The sequence below is a fragment of the Chitinophaga silvisoli genome, assembly GCF_003412465.1.
GTDB classification, from domain to species: Bacteria; Bacteroidota; Bacteroidia; order Chitinophagales; family Chitinophagaceae; genus Chitinophaga; species Chitinophaga silvisoli.
Genome location: NZ_QTJV01000002.1, coordinates 80,832 through 105,680 on the forward strand (window position 1 = coordinate 80,832; position 24,849 = coordinate 105,680).

Consider the following 24,849-nt stretch of genomic DNA (forward strand, 5'->3'; position numbering starts at 1 on the left):
CCGATCAAGTAAATCTAAAATAACAGTTTTAACGATTAATAAATTTCGGTGACCTTTGAATTATTAAACAAAAAATATCATGGAAATCAAACAAACAACCGAAAACGCGCTTTCTCACTCAACTGTAAAAGCGATCATTAACGCGCCAATTGAAAAAGTAAACATTGCTGACTGGTTATTCAATCTCCCCGATGAAGAATATCAAAGATGCTCTACAGCTCATATCGCAGCTGGCTTTACACGCACTTTAGCTGGCGAACCTATGTCAATCAATGTAGAGACTATCGGTAACGCGCTTGTCATTCAACATTATGTTGCTACTGAATACGGTGCAGATTATTGCCGTATGTTATCGGTTTCTGATACGATTACTGCCAACGGGCGCAGCAAAGTCCAGGTGCTATGGGAACTGAGAGCCACAAAATTGGACGATCACACCTGTGAATATACCAACGAAATTCATGCAACAGCAACCCCGGAGTTTTTTGAATTTATGAAACTGCACAATATTTCTCTGGCCCAGGCTGCTCATGACCGCCAGGTTGCATCGGATGCTCACAATCATGAAGAAACACCCCTGTTTGCAAAAAGCATCGAAAAGAAAGCCCTTACCGGCAGTTATGGTATTTGATTAAATGCTTAAAAAATGAAATCCAAATTAATCAGATTGGTGAATATGCCGTCAGGTATGCCGCAAATCGATGACTTCCTGCTCGAAGAGGAGGAACTTCAATCGATTACTGATGGTCAGCTATTATTAAAGCCACTATTTATTTCCGTCGACCCATACCTGAGAGTCGCCATGAGTGGTGGACATCCCCCCGCTTTAAATGTAGGAGATATTATTATTTCACGTGGCATTGCAGCGGTGGTGACTTCCGCTCATAAAGATTTCAAAACGGGTGACCTGGTAATGGGTTATATGGAATGGCGGGATCTTTTACTACGTGATGGCGCTGATCTGGTTGTATTAGAGGATAAGAATATGCCATTGAGTTCCTATCTGAGTGTATTAGGGACTACTGGTTTATCCGCTTACTTTGCGCTTAATGAAATCGGTAAGCCGAAAAAAGGTGAGACGATCGTTGTTTCGGGTGCGGCTGGTGCGGTAGGAAGCATTGCAGGTCAAATTGGTAAATTGTTCGGTTGTAAGGTCATAGGTATTGTTGGAAGCGATGATAAAGCCGACTTTATAAAAAACGAACTAAGGTTTGACGCTGCTATTAACTATAAGACCACTGCTGACATCGGAGCCGTCCTGGACAAGCTTTGTCCTGAAGGAATAGATGTATATTTCGATAATGTTGGCGGCAACATATCGGATGCTGTAATCAGTAAGATGAATGATTATGGACGGATAGTGGTCTGTGGTACCATCGCTGATTACAATGATGAAAAGGGAGCTGTTGGGCCAAGATTATTACCGCTTGTGGTTTACAAAAAATTATTAATTCAAGGGTTCCTCATCAGTGATTACAAAGAGCGCTTTCATGAAGGCCGGGCGCAGCTAAAACAATGGCTGATTGACGGAAGTCTGAATTACAGAGAAACGATCGTGAAGGGCTTTGAGCAACTTCCAGCGGCTTTCATAGGACTTTTCAATGGCAAAAACGAAGGTAAGATGTTAGTTGAAATGTAATGGGAATAACTGCTCATAAGTAGCTTTAATGCACTGTATCGGTTTGGGTCAACAATACTGAGGAACAAGCCAATAAAGGTTATTCACAACGATAACAAAAAGTAGTCTTGCTATCTTGTACAAAGAGGGTGGTGTTTAATACATTCATATTGGAGTTAGGAAATGATTTTTCTTTATTGCGACATCAAGCTCATTTCGGTATGATCGAATTCAGTTGTTCAATTGATTTCCGATTTCATTCAGAGTCATTGTCATTACAATTTCCGTCGGCATCCTATCCTGTACGGTCGATCAATTTGGGTTATGATAAAAACAACATCATCCGTTTTGGCGGCGAGGACGACTCCCATAAACAGTCGGCCTTTTTAGCCGAAGTGAAACAGATTCCCGGTGTTATGAATGCCACGGCTATGGAAGGCGATCTGCTGGGCAATTCCAGCCATTCCGGTGGCGGCATTAGCTGGCCCGGCAAGGATCCTAACCTAAAGCTGGAGTATTACGGCAACAGTGTCGATTATGATTTCATGGAAACCCTTGGCCTGAAATTGGCGGCAGGCCGGACTTTTCCCCGCTCGTTTGCAGATAGTACCAGTGTACTGTTCAACGAAACTGCCATCCGGGCAATGGGCATCAAAGACCCGGTCGGCAAAATGGTCAGCCTTTGGGGAAAGCCTATGCAGATCATCGGGGTTGTCAAAGATTACCATTTTCAATCGCTGTATAAAAAGATCGGCCCGGCCTTCTTTACATTCTCTACAGACAACAAAAATATCCTGGTGCGGGTCGACCCTCACCGGCAGCAGGTAGCACTGGCAGCGGTTCAAAACCTATACCACCAATATCATCCGGGATTGGACTTCGCCTATACATATGTAGACGACAGCTACAACAGGCTCTATGCCTCGGAGCAGCGGGTAGAGGTACTGACCCGTTATTTCGCGGGTATGGCGATCCTGATTTCCTGCCTGGGCTTATTTGGGCTGGCCGCTTTCACCGCGCAAAAACGGCAGAAGGAGATCGGCATCCGCAAAGTGATCGGCGCATCATCCGCCCAGTTGGTCACCATGCTATCCAAAGATTTTCTTAGGTTAGTATGTCTGGCGCTGGTGATTGCCATGCCTCTTGGTTGGTGGGCTTGTTATCATTGGCTGCAAAGTTTTGCCTATCGTATTGAGCTGAGTCCGATGATCTTCGTATTGACAGCGCTGCTGGTAGTGATAATCACCCTGCTGACAATCAGTTACCAGTCGCTTAAGGCGGCGATGGTTAATCCGGTAAAAAGCCTGAGAACAGAGTAATGCAGAAAGAAGAAAAATTTGCCGCCGCCGATCAGTAAGACCAGCCATCGATTTCGAACATATATACGTCGATAACAAATGCCTTGGGAAGGCATCAAAATATATTAAAAATCAAGACCCGCTCTATGAGCGGGCCTTGATTCTCTGCGGACCAGACGGGATTCGAACCCGTGACCTATGGATCGACAATCCATTATTCTAACCACCTGAACTACTAGTCCTTTCCGGGATCAACAAACCTGGGATTAACAACTTCCAGGTCAACAAACCTTAGGGTTAACAAACAACAGATAAAAACTTTAGGGATAACAAAACGGGGTTAACAAACAATCGATCCAAATTGCAAAGGGTAGCTTTTCTATCCCTTTTGTTTGATATAACAAAGATACCAGCCACATGCGCAAGCTTTCTGCGTAGCAAAAAATATCCCTCAAAAAAACCTTCAACCCCAAAATGAATGTCCATTTTCGGGCACCAAACCGTACATATATGAACACCCCACAAGTTCCCAATCAGCCATAGCACCACCTTTCCCTATATGGCAATCTTTTTGCACCAACCTTTCAATCCTTATTGCATCCGATTATGCTTAAAAACTACCTTAAGATTGCCTGGAGAAGCCTGCTCAGAAAGAAAGCTTATTCCGCTATTAATATCACAGGCCTCGCCGTAGGCATCACCTGCTGTATTATGATAGCCATGTATGTAACAGATGAGCTGTCCTATGACCAGTACAATGTCCATTACAATGAAATTTATCGGGTATTGCATGCTTACAAAAACGAAAAAGAAATAGATAAAAGTAAACCACCTGCACCGGAAGAATACCAGGTATGGGGCAATGCGCCCGTCGCCCCTGCCCTGCAGGAATACTTCCCGGAAATAAAAAAGCTGACACGCTTTACCAGCTCTGGCTCCGTCTTACTGGATAACCATGGCGTACGTTTCCAGGAAAAGGGAGTAGTCTTTGCCGACTCCACCACCTTCGATATCTTCAGCTGGAAAATGCTTTCCGGCAATCCTCATACTGCGCTCACAGCACCTAATAGTATCGTTATCACCCAAAGTACTGCCAGAAAATACTTTGGTAACAAAGATCCACTAGGCCAATATCTACTTGCAGATCACCAGGAATCCTTGCTCATAACTGGTGTAATGGAAGACCTGCCACCCAACACACACCTTAATTTCAATGTGCTGATATCCATGAGCTCCATGGTAAAATGGCGCCCGGAAATATTCCCTGAATGGGGCTATATTGATTTCTATACCTATTTCCTGTTGCCGGAAAATACAGATATAAATCACCTGACAACACGCATTCCTTCTTTCGTAGATAAATACTATCCTAAAAATCGTGGAGCATACACCATCGCATTCGAACCTTTATCATCCGCTTACCTCCATTCAGTTGCCCAGCGTCAACCCGGAAATACAGGAAGTCTGTCTGATATTTATATTTTCTCTGTCATTGGTATTTTTATTCTGCTGATTGCCTGTATCAATTTCGTCAACCTCTCAACAGCCCGTTCTATGGAACGAGCCAGAGAAGTCGGGGTCAGAAAAGCAGTAGGTGCTTATCAGCAGGGATTAATTTACCAGTTCCTCACAGAAGCAATATTGATTGCCTGGATCGCAGTTATTATTGCCGTACTGCTTTCTGTACTGCTCTTACCAATGATGCGTGAAATTTCCGGTAAGAATTTTCACTATACCACACTGCTATCCCTGCCATTATTACCCACTCTCATCCTGCTGCCTTTCGTGCTAGGCTTACTGGCAGGCAGCTACCCTGCATGGGTATTGGCCAGCTTCAAACCGGTAGAAGTACTTACCGGTCAGTTCCGTTCTAGCGGCAAAGGTATCCTGTTAAGAAGGTCACTTGTCGTTGTGCAGTTCAGCCTTTCTATTGGACTGATAGCAGGGACTATTGTTGTATATTCTCAGCTGAAGCACCTGCGGAAACATACATTAGGATACAGGCAGGACCAGGTGCTCATCATTGATTATGGTGGAGACAATAGTATAAATATGTCCCTTGCCTCCATCAAGGCCTCATTGGCTAAAAATAGCGCAGTCACCGGTATTGCAGCCTCCAGGGCAGTCCCGGGCGATTTCTTTCCAAATGCGACTACGGTAATCGAATCACAAACCGGTGATGTAAAAGTGGAGACACCTGCATTGTATGAAATCGATGATGACTTCATTCCTACATATGAAATGAAAATGGTAGCCGGCAGAGCTTATTCCGCCGCATTCCCATCAGATACCACTCAGGCCCTTGTAATGAACGAAGCAGCCGCAAGGCAATTTGGTTATGCTGATCCAAACAAAATAATCGGGAAACGCTTTGAGTTGTGGGGGAACAAAGGAATTGTAGTAGGAGTCGTACAGGATTTTAACTATATCTCCCTGCACAAAAAGGTGGAACCACTGGTAATGAGGATGGCACCACTAAGTAGTCTGAACAAATTCTCACTCAGAATAAAAACCGCAGATATGTCCAAAACGATTCATCAACTGGAACAAACCTGGAATGCACTGGTACCCAATCGTCCATTCCTCTATACTTTCCTCGATGAATCTTTTAATGAACAATATACACAGGATGAGCGTTTTGGGAAGCTCTTTGCTGCCTTCGCTATGCTCACCATCTTCATTGCCTGCCTGGGATTATTAGGCCTTGCTACTTATACAACAGAACAAAGAATAAAAGAAATCGGTATCCGCAAAACATTAGGTGCATCTGCTTTTAGCATCGTTACCTTGCTTTCGTCTGACATAGTTAAATTAATTGGAATTGCTATCTTAATTGCCACACCATTAATATGGTGGGCAATGCAGCAATGGCTGGCAGGGTATGCCTATCGCATTTCCATTCAATGGTGGATGATTATACCTGCCGGGTTATTGGCAGTTGTAACAGCACTGCTGACAGTAAGTGTATTGTCTTTTCGCGCAGCATTGATGAATCCTGTAAAGGCTTTGCGTACAGAGTAAAACGGATCTGATATATTAACACATAAAAAAGCCTTCAGGTTGAAAGACTTGAAGGCTTTACACTTATAGGGCAAAAGGACAGGTGTCGAACCTTTAGCACTCAATGATTTTAATGCTGGTGGTATTAATCATTTTCAGGAATTTGTGACCTTTTGTATCCTTAATAATTGAAAAACTCCCAGCTTACCGGTAATCAAATTTACGACCGCCCTTCAGGATTGACCACAGAAGACCTGCATTAGTGGCGGATATTCTCAAAAATGAGTAGTTTTGACCCCTGAGAAATTAGAATTTTTATTATAAAATAAGCACCTCAAATGCCTGCGCCTGGTACTAAAATATTCCGCATGCGGAAGCTGCTCGAAGAGCCTTTCGATTCTCCGGCCTGGCCGGCAGATGTTTACCTCACGGAACTAGATCCGGATCTGGCAAGGGAGGTTCACGATCTTCTTATCCTTGGGTATCAAAATGGTGGCGGATCAGTAGCACCATTTTCGGCCTGGTGGTCAGCTCTTTTATCTGATTCTGAATTCGATCCCTCTCTCTGCTTTTTAGCACGGGATAAACAAGGTATTGTTGGGGTTGCGCAATGCTGGACAAGTGCATTTGTGAAAGACCTGGTCGTTCACCCGCGCAGGCGCAAGGAAGGAATTGGTGTATCGCTTCTTTTACATGCATATGCGGCTTTTTATCATCGGGGGGCCAGCACCGTTGACCTGAAAGTTGAAGAAGGAAATACACCGGCGATCAGACTCTATTTGAAATCAGGAATGCAGATCATTTAGCTGCCAGGATATTTATTCAACTGATTTCTTCTAATATCTTCCAGATACTTACCGGCAGGCTACATGGAGCCAGGAAACTTCATCAGCTTTCGAAACCTTGCTTCTGTAGCCGGTTGTCAAACCCTCAGGAACTGCAGGCAGCCGTTGCTGCCCGTCTAACCCCACCCGACAAATTCGTTGATCCTTCGAATATCTTTAAACAAAGTGTAACAGAAATAAAACAGAAGTCAGGTGCTGATGAAAGTATTGGTTTGCTTTTTGTGAATTCCATTATTTTACCGTCTGGATGACAATAAATATTTTTGACTTCATTGTTTAAATTAATCTACCTATTATGACTGTAGCTAACGCAGTGAAATTACTTTTAAATATCTTTTTCGTTTTTGTTGTCAGTATTTCCCATGCTCAAATAAATAAAATTGGTGATGTTTTGGGGAAAGCAAAAAATGCCCTGGGGAAAGTCCGTCCTGATTCCTGGGTACCTGGGGGAGCTATCACCACCTCTATTAATGATACGCTTTATGGATTTACCTGGTTGGAGAATGAATTGAATTATTTGTCAGATGAAACTGACACCATTCAAAGTTTCGATCTGGCACCCGGACATTACAAGGCAAGTATCCGGTCCTATTGTTTACATGCAGGTGTGTATGGTCCCTCAAAGGGCGATGGTTACCAGATTGCGAAATTAAAAGGTGCCAAATCAAACCTGGTACGCAATCTCCTGGATCGCTCGGCAGAACATCCCGAAATTAGTCAGGAAGATGTGCAGACCCTGATCTGGGGTATAGAAGCAGGGGCGAAGTTTAGTTCCTATTCCCCATCATTTCAGGTTGCCGTCAAACCTCTTCTTACACCGGCAGAAATTGCCGGTATGGAAGTGAATGTAGCAGACCTGGCAAAGAGAGCTGTGCCTGCCGAGCTGAAAGAAATTGCACAAACTTATGAGTCGCTCCGTTATAAAATGCAAGCTTCACAGGTAAAATATGATGAAATTGAGGCAATTGCTGTTAAGACAGGTGCCCCACCCTTAGGGATTGGTAGTAAGGTTATCAATACAGACGTATGGTCATATATTGGTAATGGCTTTTTCCTCAAAGCATCTCCATATGGGTATAAGCGTACCGATATTGAGATCTATCGCCCATCCAGTCCGGAGCTTAAATATGATTCAAAAGAGAGGATCAGTAAATATATGTATAATGGTTATAGTGTGGAGATTGTTTATGATGACCAGCCAGGCAGGGACCAGATCATTGTTGACAATCACACGATACCGGTGTGGATAATAAAATCCTACAACCTAAAAGGACCTGGGGCCGGACAGTCACTTCAGGTTCCGGCCAATCAATGGGTTTACCGTGGGAAAATGGCTGATTTCAGTACCCTGGTTAATTCTCCGGGGATGGCAGTCAATATCCCGCAGGGAGGTCCATCAGTATCATATGCCTCAGGGTCTGAAGGCAATCCTACATGGCAGGAAATAAAGGCGAGGTATAAACGTACAAAAGAATGGGTAGACAGGTATAATGAATACCGTGATTATGTTAAGGAGTATGAGGACATGAAAAACCCTCCCGAGATGGATAAATACATAGACGAGACAGCAGTGAATGAAAATATTTACGAAGGTTTAAAAGCGGCCCTGAATCCAATCGACAAGAAGGGTCAGTCGAACTGGATACGAAAAAACCTTGCGATGACATTAGACATGATGTTCTACGCTATCTGCCAGTTAAAAGGTGAATGCGGTGATAATAGCCCGCGTCGTCCTGAGTTATCCTCACATCCTGCACAACCTGGTAATACCAGTAAACAACGGATAGGGTTAAGTCCTTACAAATCTGGATTGTGATACCTGTTTGGGTTAATGAAGGCTCTTTCCTTCATGGATATTATATAAGCGGCAGGCCCCTGGAGTAATGAAGATCAGTTTCATTCTTCCGGACTTAATCTGTATATTAATCCCATTATTTAGGAAAACTAACTACCATGGTCAATTGGCCAAACAGCCATTTTTAAGCGGACAACAAGCTTAGTTGTCCGCTGTAAAATTTAAAAGACCTTTTAAATCCGAAATGACTATACCTAAATTGACATTTTTCTTAACCTGCTTGTTTCTTCTTACAGCTTGCAAGGTACAAATCAAATTGCCTAAAAATTTGGATGAATCAATTTTGTATTTTCAACAACAATTGACACCGGCAGAACTTGACAGTTTCAAAAACAAGCCGGAAAGCGATGCGGTAATAGAGTTGCACCAAAGCACTGGACAATGGATAAGAAACAATTGGGTCTACGGTGACAGAGACACCGCCCTGAAAAACTATTTTAAAGCGTTAGGCATTTATGCTCCTGACGATATCTCGTCAATCATCCTGACATCTCTGCATCGGACCTTAAATAAAAAGGAAATTGAACTTGAGAAACAGGTTGAAACTTACAAAGCATATTGGCAGCCTATAATAGACTGCAGGGAGAAACAGAAAATCCAGGCGGTATCTACCTACAAAAAGTTTAAGGTAGGTGATAACATAACGCTATACATGCCAGTTGACACATCGGAAGGAAATCGCAACGCAATTCTCTATAACTGTCCAACAACTGAATGGGTATTTAACGAAAAGAAAGACCTGATCTTAAAAGGAATTGTTACAAAAAAGTATTTCATCAATGATACGGCCAATGCGTTTTTTACTGTCCGTGTAACATATTTGAACCGCAAAGACACACGCATTTTGATGGAGCAGGTTCAGATAGGTAACGAAAAAAATTTCTCTTTGACAGGACTTAAAATTGAATAATACTTACTCCCAAAAAGCAGTTACCTTCAATCAAAATGAACCAATGAGTTGCCTAAAACTTAAAAAGATAAAAGCCTCAGAAGTGGCTGGTATCAGGGTTTAATTATTAACAATCATTTATACAATTCAAATGCGCTAAGTATAATTAAGCCTTAGAAAGGCATTCACCCCCTGGCAATATTTCGAACATAAAAACGCCTTCAAATTCAACGATTTGAAGGCGTTCTAATTTTTCTGCGAGCTGGGGGAATTCCTCCGATTAAATTTGTTTTCGAGATGATTGCGAACCAGCCGGGTAATATAGATGCAAATGAATAAGAAGCAACCTATTTTTCGACAAGTTGTACAGGTAGCTAAAATTATAAAGAGGTTTACTATTTTCGTCAAAAGTCTATAAGGTCCTTTTTTGTAAACATGAATTGAAGAATAACAACAGTATCATATAGTGCAGAACGGTAATTGTCCTTTCAATTAAAGGTTGATAAATGATCAGTAATATCATCAAAGTAATTCAATAAGTCACGAAAATAATTGGGTTTCTCTTCTGCAGAAAAACGGATTGAATATTGGCAAACCCGGTATTCCGGGAATAATTGTTCCAGGAATCTTCTTAACTTTTGAGAGGATAACTATGATCGGTTCAGTTAAAATTATTAAAACATGACGGGGCTAACCCGCTCTCAAACGTCTTAAACGCAAAAGGTCTCCAGATCATATTTAAAGCCTTCAACCTTTTACTAACCCCGTTCAGTTTACTTACCTAAGAAAAAACGATTCGCCCCCAAACGCAAAAAAGCCTCCAGATTTCACATCTGAAGGCTTAAAATTTTTGCAAATCGGTCGATTTATTTTGCGGGCTGCGAGGGACAATTATCGAACCAATTTGCTCAGGATTTAGAGCAAATCTATCGACTTGCGAAACAAATTATGGAAAAGTGATAATTAATGAGCATGGCATTGTTAGTCTCAGATTCCGTGACTTTTTCTGGCCCGACGCTAGAGCTGTTAAGAATAGATCAAAAAAAGAGAATTTTCTTAATGAGTCAATTTGCTAGCATTAGTTAAAAGGGCCAAATATTATGCCTATCTCCCTCACTTATTACGAGCTCACCAAAGCCTGACAAACATTTAATTCATTGTAAAGTTGGATTTGTACTTTTTCTAAGGCTAATATTTTAGCAATAGAGAAATGCTCATCTAAATATCGATGTGTGCAAAAAAGCATTTGGTAATTTAACGGGTCATCCTATATTTTAAGACCAGTATGAAAAATATTAGGAATACTGCTTTCATTCCGACCAAAAAGAAACTCAATTTTGCACCCTTTAAGTAAGGATTTTATACTGTTTGTAGGTACCTTTATCACGATCTTTGAACCGTATTCATCGCTAATGTACCAGATGTTGGCAGGCTCATGCATTAGTTCTTTATGAATTCTATCTGCTTTATTCATAACCTCAAGTAATATAGATTTCCCATACTCATATGCCTATAGCAAAGATTAAATTTGAGTATAAAGGTTACTTTCTTAAGATAAAAGATTGTTTATGATTTGATTTACATCAGTACTAAGCCTTCCATTTTCTTTTGTTGTTAAGAGCTTTCCAGGAAAATGCTTATTGTACCATTTTTCCTTGGTGCTCCAATGCGCATTATAGCTAGGGTCGTCTAATCGGCCTAGATGCTCTAAGTAATAGTCTTCTCCCTTTATTGTAATTGTAAAATCAGGCAAATAGAATGAGCCATCTAGCTCAGCAAATAACGGATATTCATACTTAAATGGGATTTTCCTCTCAAAGAGCATGTTGGCTATAATTACTTCAGATTTTGATCGCACCATATATGCAGATAATGTTTCATGAATTTTCCCCTCGTTATACCACTCGTTCATAATTAGCAGTTCTTTACTCAGTGGTTTAAATTCAAATAAGGAAGAGTTTATTTTTGAGATTACACTTGCTTCCGGTCTACTTAGAGAAAGAAAAGCGCTAATGTCCCTCTCGGCGAATATTGTCAATTTTGTCTTCGCTCTTGTGATTGCGGTATAGATTAGTTCTTTAGAAAGCAGGGCTTTTTTAGATTTGGGTAAAACCAAATACACATAATCAAACTCACTGCCTTGTGATTTATGAACAGAAATTGCATAAGCGAGTTCCAAGTTGCCCTCAGGTTTCTCTTCTGGTAAATAATAAAGCTTTCCGTTTGGATGCTTGTACTTGCCCAAAGTGTTTTTCTTCCCGAACGGAACATACCCTTTTCTTCCCTCGAAATTTACAATAAATCGGCTTGGTCTGAAATGAGGGAATAGCCACCTGTAACTGTACCACCTACCTGTATCTTCATCTTTAAATTTTTTATTATCAAAAGGGTGTGGTGCGGTAAAACCTAGTTCACCATTGTGAATTTGTATTCTTGTGTTCTCTCCATTTACAAATGCAAATATTGGGTTGGACTTAGGCCGATTCCGTGTCTGTATAACCTTATCAAATAGGGATATGCCATCCAAAAATTGATTACGTTCTACTTTTTGTTTATTGAATTTTCTCTGCAAAAAAACATTTAAATCATCTGTGCCATATTCTTCTCCCCGATAAGGAGATATGACCTGAAAGTAATCTGCACGCTTTTCATTGTCATTTCCTGTATCTTCAAATGCTTTATTCAGTAATTCATATGGACGTTCTTCATAGTATTTTGTTGAGCTTCGTCCTTCTAAATCTGCTATAAGTGTTTCAAACATTAAATCCTTAAGTTCATCTTCGCTATCCCAAAACAAAACATTTAAATCTTTTAAATTGTCAGTAAAATCACCTTCCTGAACTCGCTTTAATAAATCAATATTTTCTGCCTTACTTTTTGCTACATCCTCTAATGACACCGCCTGCCCATAATCCTTATTAATAAATATTCGGGCCAAATCCAAAATACCTGTTCCTCTATTTGTAACGCGATTCTCCATCTGTCTTAAATTCACTTTCAGAACGCCTTTATTGTCTTCGTCGATCCAGTCAATTATATCCGAAAACACTTTACCTACTCCAATAGCTGGTAATTGGTTGGGATCCCCAACCAATATGACCCTTTGAACAGTATTCCAGTTTATTGCTTTAAAAAGAGTTGCAAATAAACTTTGATCTATCATGGAGCATTCATCGATGATGAAAATTTTTATATCCTCTTCTTCGCGTCCTCCAAGTCTTTTAAACGTATAATTTTCATTTAGCCAAGATTTTTCAGCCAAAAAGGAATGAATCGTTTTGGCTTCTTTTTTGGTTCTTTCTCTAAGCCTATCAGCTGCTTTCCCTGTTGGGGCCAGAAGGAGAAAGGACGTTCCTGTGCCATGCCCCTTTTCTATTGCTTCTATTATTGAGCTGACAATAGTCGTTTTGCCTGTTCCAGCACCTCCTATAATTATACTTAGTGCTTTTGTAAAAATCTTCTGGCAAACCTCGATCTGACCCTGTACAGCTTCTTCATATTTAGTAGGATTAAGCTTTGCGAGTTTCGATGTTGATTTATATAAGAAATCGTGCCAGTTCTTTTCAGTAACAGGACTTCTAATCGAACTAATTTTTTGTTTCGCTAGATGTTTGATTTTCTCCTCAATGAATCTTTCATCATCGAAAATATTCTTGAGATATAAATAGTGATTTCCTATACTGTCGGGTCTTTTAAATATGACTTTGCTTAGCTCTGGTTCATATGAGTCAAAGTTTCGCTTCTTAAACTCATATTGCCGCCATTCTTGTTTATAGGAGAGATACTTGTTTACTCTAGCCAAGATAATTTCTCCATTAGTAAACGTATGTGCTGCTATCTTTTTTAGTTCATTAACACACAACGCACGAAAGCGAATTGCACTTCCCCGAGTGGTTAATCTGTCTAGCCCTAACTCTGGAGATGGCAACACACCATGATCTATTTTACTGAAGGTAATTTTGTCATCAGAGTTGTTGCCAACATATGATTCACAAAGGATGTAAGGATTAGATATAATTTCGCTTAGAGAAGCATATATATTGTTTTTTTCTCTGTTAGTAGCTAATATATTCTTTATATGCTCTTGCTTCAAATCAAATCTCGGGAGTATGTCAAGCATTAATGTCAATTCGTCTTTTTCACAGCCTGCTAGCCAATCCTGTAGTTCTTCCCATTCAGCCTTATTAATATTAGCTTCATCTATGGGAATGTTATTTAATAGAGAGTTCCTTATTGTCTGATATGCTTCTTCCTCTTTTCTGTTTACTGTTTGAAGTTTAAACCAAGTAATCAATGCGGGTATTTTGATGTAAGAAAGCACTTTGGATAAACCCGGATAACGTCCTCTGTTTGCCCATAATTCCCCAACGAGTAATTGCAACCATTTCTTTCTCTCATTCCAGTTTTCTGACGTGTCGCCTACTTCATTTTGAAGAACATCAACAATTCCTAATGCATTTTCTATCACTTCTAGTGCGTCATCATCTGTCATTTGACGCATTGCATACTTAAATGGTCTTTCATTATCAGGAAATAGTGCAATCTTTTCTAAAACTTCTGGTTTGTTTTTGTATAAATGATAAGGGATTCTGAAACCCTGATCAGGGTAATGAGATGTAACAGGCAATTGCCACACAAAAGCGCCTGCATAATCTTCTTTTTCTTGTGCAGTTGCCTTTTCGTATTCGATAAATTCTTTTGGGAAATCTTTAAGTCTGCTTATGCCAATAATAGCATATCGTTTGTTTTCATCTTCACTAAATGGATTACTGTAATTACTGTAATAGAATATTAGGCTTCTGTTTCTCTCTAATTGCTTGAGAAAATCTTTTACATTGTTCAACCGATTGTCATAATTGAATGTACCATCCTCATTTTTGTCGTCTTCAAAGTACATCTCCTCATAAGGCCATACACTAATAGTGCTTGGTGGCATGTTCCATTTAGTAATGCCGTCTTTATGTTTATACCATTCTGGAGGTTCGGCGTAGGCCGCTATTGTTTCAGTTCCAAATGCATTAATGCTAAAACAACAAGGAGGTATATAATTGTTCTTAATAGAGGCACAATTGCAACCAGCATATTCTGCTTGTTCTTTTTGAACAAAGGGCTTCTTCCCCGTCATGCCACCAGGATATGAATAAGTTCCTGTACAGTAAACGTTCTTAAGAGGCTCTTCGCAAATATGACCATTCCAACCATTGTCATGCCAACTTAGTCGTGCTGAAAAATGTGTCACAGAACTCATATGTTTATAATTATTTAAAATATATTTATGAAAAACGTCAGCTATTTGGGAATAAGTGAAAAAACGAAAAAAAGTTGCGGTCCCCGATAATTTATAATAGAGTGACTTGCTTTTTTGATCATGACGCCCTTAACAATGGTCTCAATTTTATAAAAATCAACTAGAAGTATTATATTTAAATAATTCGAGAATATCCATTGACTCCTCTTCTATCCATTTATTCTCCTTTATAAGCTGATTGATAAGTTTAGCTTCTCTTTCCTTGTAGTCTGCTTGATTTAGTCCTGATAGAGGGATGTTGAAGTTCCAATTACTATTGTGATGGTCAGAATTTACCGGAATGGCTAGGTCAAGCACATATGGATATAGCAAATTTATCTCCACAGACTTCTGCTTCATCTTGTATTTAATTCTAGAATAGATAGATAGTCCATGAAAATCCCAATCACAAGAATAATAAATAGGAAATTTCAACTTGTCCGGACTTATAAAATCAATAATACCGATATTGTTCCCTCCCACATACCAGAGCTCCAGACCTGTTTCACGGATTTTCCAGGGGCTTTTAAGGTGCGCAATATTTTCACATAGAATAATTGCAGTAGGCGCCGGACTGTCAATCACCAAACGCCATTGATGATTTTTAGGATCTTTATCTGGAAAATCATCTATTCCTAATATTTTGCAGACAGCACTTTTTAATCCTGGTTTGTTTTCCAAATATTTGGAACCATGAGTTTTAAATACTTCGGACGAAAAAATTCTTATGGTCGTTAGATTTTTCAGTAACTCGTCTTTATACTCCGATATAAACATAAGCGTTTGAATATCGTATTCTGTATATTTTCTTCTAGCGTCATCCTCCAAATCCATAGCCTGCAAGAACCGGGTATACTGTTCAAAGTCTTGTTTGAAGTTTTGGTCGTAAAATGAAAGATATTTTGGCGTTGCCTCAATTATTTTGTTATTCCCTGACTTAAACTTCAATAGTTTCTTTTGCGTAATCAACACGTTTGCTATATAACCGTTGTCGGTAATTTTAGCGTTTGTGTACTGATTAATATATAATTGGTTCAACGCCTTGAAATGCCGCCACTGTAGCTCTCTTTTCATATCTCAATATCATTCCCGATTTTGGATTTATCTACTTCACTTAAAATTGCAATTGGTGTGTAATTTACTGCAGCGTCTGACTCCATATTTTTGTGCAGCATATAAAGGTATTGCTCGCCATCTTTAAATTTACCCACTGGCCCAATTGAGAGCGATATAATTTGATAATCGTAAGCTTTGGCAATGTTATGAAGCATATCGTAGTTTGAACCCAATCCCTCTGCTTCATCAATGGGCATTACCCTTATTGCTGGCTGTTGCTTTTTACCCTCCTCTTTATCCATAACAGAGAGCCTGGCGATACAAAGTAATGCTATAGCTGCATATGTTTGCCCGGTACTGCCTTTATTTATCCTACCTGTTTCAGATTCCATATTGAACTCTACTTCATAATAAACAGATGGATCTAGTAACTTTTGAGTAGTTACCTGCGCACTATGATACCCGCCACAATCCAAAAATGCAGTTATTATCATATTCTCCAAGTCTATTTTTTCAGCTAGTTTGGCGGTGAAATTATTCGTCGAGTCTTCTAAGTTTTCCTGAAACCGACTCATCCATTCTTTCGGGAATAATGTGGATGTTGTTTTTTTTAACCGAGCTTTATATCCACCCGTAATACTTGTTTCGTTTTTGAGAAAATTATCAATTCTACGAATCGTGTTCTCCTGGTCTGAAATAGCAAGGTCCACTTCATGCAAGAGATCTTTTATTTTTTGTATTTTCCTATTGTTTAATTGCCTATTCTTATCGTTAATGCGATGCAGATAGTTTGCAATCGTTTCTATTATAGTCTTTTCAGATTGATCAGAAAGTATTGCATCATGAAACGCCTCAGGCAGTAAATTTTTTGCAAGCTCACTCAAATTATCTTCTTCTTCCAGCCGGTATGCTTCGGTTGGAATATATTTTTGTAGAGCATCTTTATAGCTTTTTACATAAGTTGTTTCAGCTACGAGATAGCGGTTATGTTCTTTCTCGGGATTTGAAATGTAACCTTTAGAAGTCAAATTATCAGGCAAGGTATTGTAGAGTTGCAGGTATTGCTGTTTTGCATTTGCAAATTTCTCTTTCCATTCTTGGTACACCCTGATTTTAGCTTGTAATCCTAAAATACCGGACAGTTTAGGTTGAATCTCATCCTGACTCTTCTTTATAAATGCAATCTTGTCTTTTGATTGCGAAAAAGTAAGCTGAACATTATTTTTAATAAATCCATAATTCCCGTTTATTTCTTCTGCTATATTAGCGAATTCATCAGCGCCTGATAGTAGGTCTATAAAACCCTCACGCACTTTAGGTGCAGCTTCTTGAAACGATTTGTAGACATTCAGCATTGTTTTGCCTTCTGTAATTTTGGTCTGAACATCATCCAGATTCTGCCTTGCCTCAGTGTATATCTGTTCTATTTCAAATTTATTTTCATAAGCCTCAAGCGCCTTATCAAACTCAACTTCTCCAACATTCAATGAGTTTACCAATTTGTAACTAGTAATTTTTTCTTTGTTATTGTAAGCGGAAAGTGATTCTGTAGGGTTTGATAAGTTTAATAGCAGTTTCTGAATGGCGGAATAATCAGTTATTGCCTTCTTACATTTAACGATCTCTTGTTCAAGAGAGTCCGAATAAGAAGAAAAGTATGAAGCGATAGATTGGGTATCCGTAGTATTAAATACTTGCTTAGGTGTATACGCAACAAATCTTCTTACTCCTTTTAAATTTACCCAGAAACCAGTACCCTCTTTTTCTATGATTTGCAAGGCATTCATGAATTCATCTGGCGATGGCAAATAGTCGCCGCTCTTATTTGCTGGCTTTTGCCTTGGTAGCTTTTGGAACTCGAGAATTACGCTTTCTTCTTCTAAAGAAAATGCCCGGTTTTGTTGGATCGCCCAATAAGCGAAAGAATCGGGGTCAGTCAGATTTGAAAATCGCCTAAGCATTTCTTTAGTCTCGATCTGGATTTTCAAATTTGTGATCTCATCACTTAAGAACTGATTAATAGAATCGATGGTGTCTTTCATTTCAATATTATCAAACACCGTTTCAAGATTCTGTGATTTTAGTACCTGGATAAAATTTGTAAGGCTTGTCCTTTTTGAACGCATTTGGCTGTTCTCAACATATTTTTCTTTCAGTTTCTCAAATGTACAACTGCATTCTTTTAGCCAGTACTGAACTCTTTCAACTTCCTTATAACTCACAAAACTGTCCTCATATTTGTTACTTGCGGATTTCTTTTCGAGTTCTAATCCAGGTAATATTGATTCAAGAAGTATGATTTCAGCACCAAGTAATTCATGAAGAATTAAGTAGTGCTGCTTGGCTGTTATAAATTCGGTAATTGTATCAATGATTTCTCTATGGAATTTTCCCGTTTCCTGATTGGTATATAATAAATGTTTTTCAATCCAGTCCTTTTGATAATAATCTCGTTCATCCCGATTTGCTTTTAATTCTAATATTGCTGCTTGCTTTTCAGTTACACGGCTGATTTCTTTTAAATTGGATCCATATTCGCCTATAGAAGCTTCCATGTCCTTAACGGCGGCTTTATACCCTTCGTGAATTTTGTTGGCAGCATCTTTGCCGAATAAAAAATCTTTGAGGCTACTGCTCTTTTGTGTGTCCAAAAGTTTGCCCCGCGAAAAAGATTGAAGAATCTCTGCATAGTCCCTCATTTGTCTGTCGTTGGCCGTAATGTTTATTGGAACTATATTTTGTTTATATAACAGCTCATGATATTTTTTTAGCCTTGACCATGATTGGCAAAACAGTCCTTTTTCAATTAGTATATCCTTTAATTTATCTAATGGCTGAATTTCTTCATTCAGCGTAAAATCTTTATGAGATATTGGGTTGTCCAGATAAACAATATTATCCTTTTCAAATCCCTGTTGAACAACAAATGCCTGAACATTTTTATTTCCAGTTTCAATATAAGAACCTACAACAAAGTATTTGCGCGGCTCCATTTCTATGTTCAAAAAGGCATATCCCATTGTTTTACCATGCCCTCCTTCACTAAGCACCATTCCTTCCGGCTCTCTTTTTCCCGTTGCTTTTGTCGCTGACTCAAAAGCGTCCGAACCCACAAAAATGAGTTGTATCAAATCAGCTATCATACTTTTACCGGAACCACTTTCTCCTATAAAATCTGTACGAAAAGGATGAAATAAATAGTCAAACTCTTGGTGATGTATTAATCCGAGAGTAGATAGTGAATATATTCTGGGGTATTGCTTCATTTTACAGATTCTGTTTTAAGCCAGTCATTAATATTACTAATGTAGTCCGCATATAATCTAGGCAATCTCTGAAAAGAGGGTAATACCTCAAAGGTGTCTTCTTGTAATTCGACCCATCCTAGTTTTTCAAACGCTTTCATTGCACTCAACACTACGCTATCCATCTTATGTTCATTCATTTGGGTGACATTAATATTTTTAGCCTTTGCAAGTACCCTAAATAATCCCTCCTTTAGTTCTTCATAGTCCTGTCTAAGCATGCGTTGAAATGCTTTTATAGATGCTAACTCTATATAGTTATCTATGTATATCGTCTTATACAGCATGAACCCAACGATTACAAACTCATTTTGAAGAAAATGCCTATTATCTAACGGTATATTTCCTCTTGAATCAGGCATAAAATCGAGATAATAGTACTTTTGGTCAGTTTCTCCGCCATACTCCAACCTAACTCCGAAATAACTACGGTAGTATTGCTTCAAGCTATCTTCATTATTAGCAATAAATCGGAACCACCAGGTTTGCTCTTTCCACTGTTGTATATGCTTTCCATTTTTTAGAGCATAATCTATTTTAGCAAAGTAGTTTTCCGCTTCGCTATCCAAAAGGAATGACCAAGGCGTTATTTCTGGTGTATTATTATCTGCCATAATGTTGTTTTTGTTCCTTTTTTACTCTTTACAACGTTAGGATTAATTAATACTTCATATTGACTCTGTTGTTCGTATAGTTTTATTGATCTATAGACGACTGAGATGGCCAAGCTCAATGCATTTTCTCTTTTTTCTTCTTCAAGAATCTTAAAAAAGAAGTCTGATAGATCAACCATTTTTTCTTCCTGTAATCTATTGGCTAGTGTATTTAGCCATCTTGCTACTTCATCTTGCTGAAATACTTGATTTATTGTCGAGGCAAATGCTTTTTGTTTTAGTTCGGGGTTCTCAGTTACTACTATTCGTTTTTTAGGTTTTGTAGGGAACAAATCTGATTTTCGCTCCACAATTATAAAATCTGAAAGTTCTCTGTTTATTGCTACTTGATGAATTCCCTGGGGCAAAGACAGTTCTCTGCTGCCTACGATGTTAATTTCAGTGCTGTTCCGAATTAAAAACCCGATGAATTTTTCGATTTTGATATTGAACAGAGGTTTATTTAAATTGCTGAATAGTTGTTTTATTCGAGGCTGTATGCGGTCCAGTCTTTTATCGATTAATAGCAATACATAGCGCATTTCTTGGAAAAATGTGATTGCATTATGTGTGTTCTTACTTATTTCATCATTGTCATATTGCTCTGAATAATTATTGAGCGATCTTCTAATTTCTTCCGTTACCCTGAAAGCAGTTCGTAATTCTTTGTTCTGTGTGCGTATTATTTCAAAACGTTCATCAATTTGACGCAGTGTATCTAAAATTGTTCCTTCCTGTAAATTTAACTTTCTGTTCTCGCGAAGATCTGCAACAGATTGGTCGATTTGTTTATCCAAATAATCCAATTGACTTTTCAACCGTGGTTTGAAAGTTGAAAACTCCAAAGAAAACCACTCTAACAATTTCTGTTCATTGTCGCAGCTAGTCAATTTATCTCGAAGATTACTGCATATTATCTCAATCTGTGTAGGGTCAAAAAATGATTTAAGTGTATCCTTTGCATGTTTGCAAAAACTAAAGGCATACTCTTTAAAACTATAATGTTGTTTTTCGTCATCGTACCTTAAGAAATATTCTTGCAAATCGCCGATAATGGCGTTATAGTGCTCTTTTAAATGATACTTTCCATTGTCTAAATCGACCGAGGAAACATCTAATAATGCATCGTGTATATCAGATTCTTTAAAAAAACCATCAGGGAAATAGCCGCTTTCCAGCTTTTCATATAGCCATATAATTGCCATTCCAGCTTTCGAATCGGGGAACAGCAGGCGATATGTATTTTCCTTTGATATTTCTGAAAGGAAATGGAATGTATGCGACTCAGTATTTTGCACTGTTGGAAAGTTTAGCTAATGCCGGCAAATCACCATCTCAAAACTGTTTTCCCATTTTACATTTTTGTAAGTCTTACTCGGGTTACCTCTCATCTCACTGACAGATAGTGAATGAGTAATACGCCCCATACAGATTAAAATGGACAAATAGCTTTTTGAGATAAGAAGTCTTGCTCAGGTTGGCTCAGGCTCAGTAACGAGCCTATAAAATAGCAGACCTTCGGGGTTATCGGCCCGCCAAAGGGGGCTGGGGGCAGGGAGTTCTTCAAACCAAACATTCATAGTTAATAGATAGTTTAACGCGTCACCTATACATTATATCGATAGTACACAATATACCTTTTTATATAATAAGAAGCTGAGTAAAGATTATCAATGTGGCCTCAACAATTCAAACAAAGGAATTTCTAATCCCTTTGAAATTTTAATAATCGTAGAAAATCTAAAATTCAGTGTCCCTTTTTCGATTTCGTGGATGGTGTTATGCTCTACATCACAGATGGCTGCCAGTTCTCTGAGGCTTAGTCCTTTGTCGGTTCTTGCCTTCTTTATCCTTTCTCCAAGATGTATATATACTATTTTATCATCAATGGGCACCATGCCTGGCAATTTGGGATAATTCTTAAAATATTTTGTATTAGAATAAGCAGACAAAACGATATTTTAATTATGTTTGTCATGTTGAATGCTATCCGATTGGGTTAAGAGGCATATTATTATATTTGCCCGCCCCAATACCGATATAGCGCGTCTTATTCTCATATCGCCAGGAAAACGTAGGAAATTTTCAAGGGTATGAAGATGAGGATGGGAGGCTCATGCCATAGCGTGGGCTTCTTGTCCGTACCCTGGGCTTCCTACGGCCCTCCTGGCGGCAAGCAGACCCGCGCTTTTTTTGCGGATTTCCTGTTACCTCATTGCTCACATATAGCCGCAAAAATTATAAAAGAGCTAAGCAGGCTGCCCAAACCCGAAAAAAGTCGCAACATATTTGTTGCAAGACAATGTTCCAAGATTTTGCCACGGTCTTACTGCATTACATAGCTGAACGGGAAACGCCATTTTACTTACAAGCTTGCATCCGTAGTGGTGTAACCATAGGTTACATATGTAAACTGCAACCGAATCTTTAATCCGGTTAGGCATCCTATTGCCCAACGGTAAAACTAATCTACTTCTTAAAATCATTCATCATGTCGCAATCCATCGAAAAAATAAAACAGTTTATGGACTGGTACCCCGAGGCCGGGGAGGTTAAAACAGTCATATGGAATTTGCTGGAAGCTGCTATGGCCAGCCCAAATGCTGATACATGGAGTGCTAACGACCGCAGCAATGTGATGTTCTTCTATTCACGTATGGGGGAGTTTATGGATGCTGCCTATGTAGTAGTGCCGCCTTTATTGCAGATTCTTAGCAGTTCAGAATTGAAGGATTAGAATGAATACATTCTCTCAAAATGGCCTCAAAACATGTGTATATCCAACGCTATTTGTAACCTAAATAATAGAAAACTGATCCCTATTTCTCATTTTTTAATGAGCTGGACACAAAGGGTATCAGAGAACTATTCCCGCCAGAGCCATTGTCTGAAAATCTGTTGGACGACATCAACAAACGTGCATTCAACTTTCCCTATTTCTGGATGAAATTATTGATGGCGGAGATGGACTGGTCTGTTGTCGTAATGTTTAGAAAAATGCAGAACAGGAATCCGAAAGACAAAATTGTAGAGGAACTGACCGTTCCCGAGAAAATGATGATTCTGAAACTAACATTTCTCGTGTTGGAAGTTTATCAGCGATACTTATTACACTATGCGCTGGATGAAATGACCAAAGAAAAGTTTCTGGAACTGTTTGGCCGGTATGACAACGAAAGAGGCGGGATCGTGGACGAGCTGGAAAAATGTAGCTTCACTATATCGAACCTCGAAGAAAAGATAGATTATGTGGTCAATTTTTCCTCGCAACTGGCTATAGTATGGCATTCCAGCGATACGGGCATGAAGGAAAAAATACAAAAGCTGGTGTTTCCTGACGGAATTGTCTATGGCCGCGAAAAAGGGCAATATCGAACCGAAAAAGTGAATTTTGTTTTTGCCCGGATTGTGCGACTGCAAAGGGATTGGACAGAAAACGAAAAAGGGGACAGTCATTTTTTTTGATGACTTGTCCCCTTTTGCGGACCAGACGGGACTCGAACCCGCGACCTCCGCCGTGACAGGGCGGCATTCTAACCAACTGAACTACTGATCCGTTTTTTACTGTTCGGGACGCGAATGTACATAAATCATTTGAATTACCAAATTTCCATACCTGTAATATCATAGATTTTTTTCCTGACATTCAAATCCCTCCCCACCTGCAACCATCCATTCTCATGTCTGTCATTCAAAAAAAATCAACGAAAATGCTTTCCCCATCTAAGTCGGTGGCCAAATCTGCATGATCTTTTAGCAGTCAGTCATACTCCTCAGAAAGGAAAAAAATCCCCTACAAATTCTATTCTATCTGGCTAGTCCCTGCCACCAATCATTCTCCACCCCCAAGTCAATTGCCAGGTCTCAGCCCTCACCTTTCCCCCTCACATCCTCCCTTCAATATTCCGGTTACATCCCAAAGAGCCAACAAGTGAGTGGGAGGCTCTCTCCCTGCTGCGAGCCACCGCGCCACAGTCCCAAATACACACCCTATCCATTAGCTACAGGTTTTCAAATCCGCTACGAACTGCTCTACTGCCTCTAGCCGCGTATTCCAACTAGTCACTAACCGAATCGCCGCACACTCCTCATCCACTCGCTGCCATACATAAAAACCATACTTTTCTTCCATCTTCTTTATCACCTTCCATGGTAAAACAGGGAAAATCTGATTCGTCTTTGACTCAATCAAAAACTCATAACCAGCCTCTCTGATTCCCGCTGCCAACTTCATAGCCATCTCATTCATATAAGCCCCTATTGACAAATAGGTATCTCCTTTAAACAATTCCCTGAACTGAAGCCCCAACAATCTCCCTTTTGCCAACAAGGCACCTCTCATTTTCAAATTATAAGAAAAGTATTCCTGCAGGCCTGGATTGTTAATAACAATTGCTTCACCAATTAAGGCTCCATTTTTCGTCCCCCCGATATAAAATGCATCCGTATACCTTGCCAGGTCTTCATACCTGATATCTCCTGCCTGCATTCCTGAGGCCAGCCTGGCTCCATCCAGGTAAAGCAGTAGCCCTTTACTTTGACAACATTCATACAACGCAATCAATTCTGCTCTGAGATAATGCGTGCCTAACTCCGTAGAATTTGAAATATATACCAGGCGGGGAAGTGGCATATGCACAACCTCTACCTGGTCTATAAAAGAGGCAAGCAGTGAAGGCGAGAGCTTGCCATCTTTTGCAAATACTGTTTCTATTTTATGTCCGGTGGCCTCAATAGCGCCTGTTTCATGGTGAAAGATGTGTCCTGTGGTTACAGCGATTACGGATTCATAAGGCCGTAATACAGAAGAAATAAAAGTCAGATTCGCCTGTGTGCCTCCTGATACCAGGTGTATAGCAGCATGGGGGCTATTAAGCTTTTCACGAATGAGTTCAATGGCCTCCTGAGTGTAGTCGTCTTCGCCATAACCTCCCTGTTGGATCTCGTTGGTTATAGCTAAAGCGTGGAGGATGGCAGGCAAGGCTCCTTCGCTGTAGTCGTTTTTGAAACTTATCATAGTGCAAAAATATAATCCGTATAAAT

At 39.5% G+C, this 24,849-nt stretch carries 16 protein-coding genes and 2 tRNA genes; 9 read left to right on the top strand and 9 right to left on the bottom strand.

Annotation, left to right across the window (positions count from 1 at the left end; translation table 11 throughout):
* Window positions 1-79 precede the first annotated feature (79 nt).
* From DXN04_RS06375 to DXN04_RS06385, 3 genes are all read left to right on the top strand, one after another.
* Window positions 80-631, top strand: a complete 552-nt coding sequence (locus DXN04_RS06375; RefSeq protein WP_116852510.1) for a hypothetical protein — start codon at window positions 80-82, stop codon at window positions 629-631.
* 15 nt (window positions 632-646) lie between these two features.
* Entirely contained in the window at window positions 647-1,639 is a 993-nt protein-coding gene (locus DXN04_RS06380; RefSeq protein WP_116852511.1) for an NADP-dependent oxidoreductase, read from the top strand.
* A 248-nt stretch (window positions 1,640-1,887) separates the two neighbouring features.
* A complete protein-coding gene (locus tag DXN04_RS06385; protein WP_158568878.1) occupies window positions 1,888-2,937 on the top strand; it encodes an ABC transporter permease in 1,050 nt (349 codons plus the stop codon).
* 147 nt (window positions 2,938-3,084) lie between these two features.
* Here the strand turns inward: DXN04_RS06385 and DXN04_RS06390 are convergent.
* Window positions 3,085-3,158, bottom strand: a tRNA-Asp gene (locus tag DXN04_RS06390).
* Window positions 3,159-3,522: 364 nt separating this feature from the next.
* On the opposite strand from DXN04_RS06390, the gene DXN04_RS06395 reads away from it, so the two are divergent.
* The 4 genes from DXN04_RS06395 (at window position 3,523) to DXN04_RS06410 (ending at window position 9,526) form a co-directional block, all read left to right on the top strand.
* The gene (locus tag DXN04_RS06395) at window positions 3,523-5,937 is read left to right on the top strand and encodes an ABC transporter permease (RefSeq protein ID WP_116852513.1); all 2,415 of its coding nucleotides are present in this window, start codon (window positions 3,523-3,525) and stop codon (window positions 5,935-5,937) included.
* 347 nt (window positions 5,938-6,284) lie between these two features.
* Window positions 6,285-6,722, top strand: coding sequence for a GNAT family N-acetyltransferase (locus DXN04_RS06400; protein WP_116853367.1), 438 nt, complete (start codon window positions 6,285-6,287; stop codon window positions 6,720-6,722).
* Window positions 6,723-7,152: 430 nt separating this feature from the next.
* Window positions 7,153-8,577: a hypothetical protein gene (locus DXN04_RS06405; protein WP_147319855.1), complete on the top strand. Its 1,425-nt coding sequence runs from the start codon at window positions 7,153-7,155 to the stop codon at window positions 8,575-8,577.
* A 307-nt stretch (window positions 8,578-8,884) separates the two neighbouring features.
* Window positions 8,885-9,526, top strand: a complete 642-nt coding sequence (locus tag DXN04_RS06410) for a DUF6794 domain-containing protein (RefSeq protein ID WP_158568880.1) — start codon at window positions 8,885-8,887, stop codon at window positions 9,524-9,526.
* Window positions 9,527-11,054: 1,528 nt separating this feature from the next.
* Here DXN04_RS06410 and DXN04_RS06420 read toward each other — a convergent pair.
* The 6 genes from DXN04_RS06420 to DXN04_RS06445 all read right to left on the bottom strand — a co-directional run bounded on the left by DXN04_RS06420 (window position 11,055) and on the right by DXN04_RS06445 (window position 21,704).
* On the bottom strand, window positions 11,055-14,753 hold the full coding sequence (locus tag DXN04_RS06420) for an AAA family ATPase (protein WP_116852517.1): 3,699 nt from the start codon (window positions 14,751-14,753) through the stop codon (window positions 11,055-11,057).
* 156 nt (window positions 14,754-14,909) lie between these two features.
* A complete protein-coding gene (locus DXN04_RS06425) occupies window positions 14,910-15,866 on the bottom strand; it encodes a toprim domain-containing protein (RefSeq protein WP_116852518.1) in 957 nt (318 codons plus the stop codon).
* Window positions 15,863-19,114, bottom strand: coding sequence for a synaptonemal complex protein 1 (locus tag DXN04_RS06430; RefSeq protein WP_116852519.1), 3,252 nt, complete (start codon window positions 19,112-19,114; stop codon window positions 15,863-15,865). The genes DXN04_RS06425 and DXN04_RS06430 overlap by 4 nt, the downstream gene beginning before the upstream one ends.
* Window positions 19,111-19,767, bottom strand: a complete 657-nt coding sequence (locus DXN04_RS06435; RefSeq protein WP_116852520.1) for a condensin complex protein MksE — start codon at window positions 19,765-19,767, stop codon at window positions 19,111-19,113. Before DXN04_RS06435 ends, DXN04_RS06430 begins: the two co-directional genes overlap by 4 nt.
* The gene (locus DXN04_RS06440; protein ID WP_116852521.1) at window positions 19,740-21,104 is read right to left on the bottom strand and encodes a hypothetical protein; all 1,365 of its coding nucleotides are present in this window, start codon (window positions 21,102-21,104) and stop codon (window positions 19,740-19,742) included. The genes DXN04_RS06435 and DXN04_RS06440 overlap by 28 nt, the downstream gene beginning before the upstream one ends.
* Window positions 21,105-21,476: 372 nt before the next feature.
* Window positions 21,477-21,704 (bottom strand): helix-turn-helix domain-containing protein, encoded by a 228-nt coding sequence (locus DXN04_RS06445; protein WP_116852522.1) that lies wholly within the window; start codon window positions 21,702-21,704, stop codon window positions 21,477-21,479.
* A 593-nt stretch (window positions 21,705-22,297) separates the two neighbouring features.
* On the opposite strand from DXN04_RS06445, the gene DXN04_RS06450 reads away from it, so the two are divergent.
* Both DXN04_RS06450 and DXN04_RS06455 read left to right on the top strand, forming a co-directional pair.
* Window positions 22,298-22,543, top strand: a complete 246-nt coding sequence (locus DXN04_RS06450; RefSeq protein ID WP_116852523.1) for a hypothetical protein — start codon at window positions 22,298-22,300, stop codon at window positions 22,541-22,543.
* A gap of 146 nt (window positions 22,544-22,689) precedes the next feature.
* Window positions 22,690-23,271: a hypothetical protein gene (locus DXN04_RS06455; RefSeq protein WP_147319857.1), complete on the top strand. Its 582-nt coding sequence runs from the start codon at window positions 22,690-22,692 to the stop codon at window positions 23,269-23,271.
* A 17-nt stretch (window positions 23,272-23,288) separates the two neighbouring features.
* Here DXN04_RS06455 and DXN04_RS06460 read toward each other — a convergent pair.
* Together DXN04_RS06460 and DXN04_RS06465 are read right to left on the bottom strand one after the other, a co-directional pair.
* A tRNA-Asp gene (locus DXN04_RS06460) sits at window positions 23,289-23,362 on the bottom strand.
* A 441-nt stretch (window positions 23,363-23,803) separates the two neighbouring features.
* Entirely contained in the window at window positions 23,804-24,823 is a 1,020-nt protein-coding gene (locus DXN04_RS06465) for a threonine aldolase family protein (protein ID WP_116852525.1), read from the bottom strand.
* Window positions 24,824-24,849 lie beyond the last annotated feature (26 nt).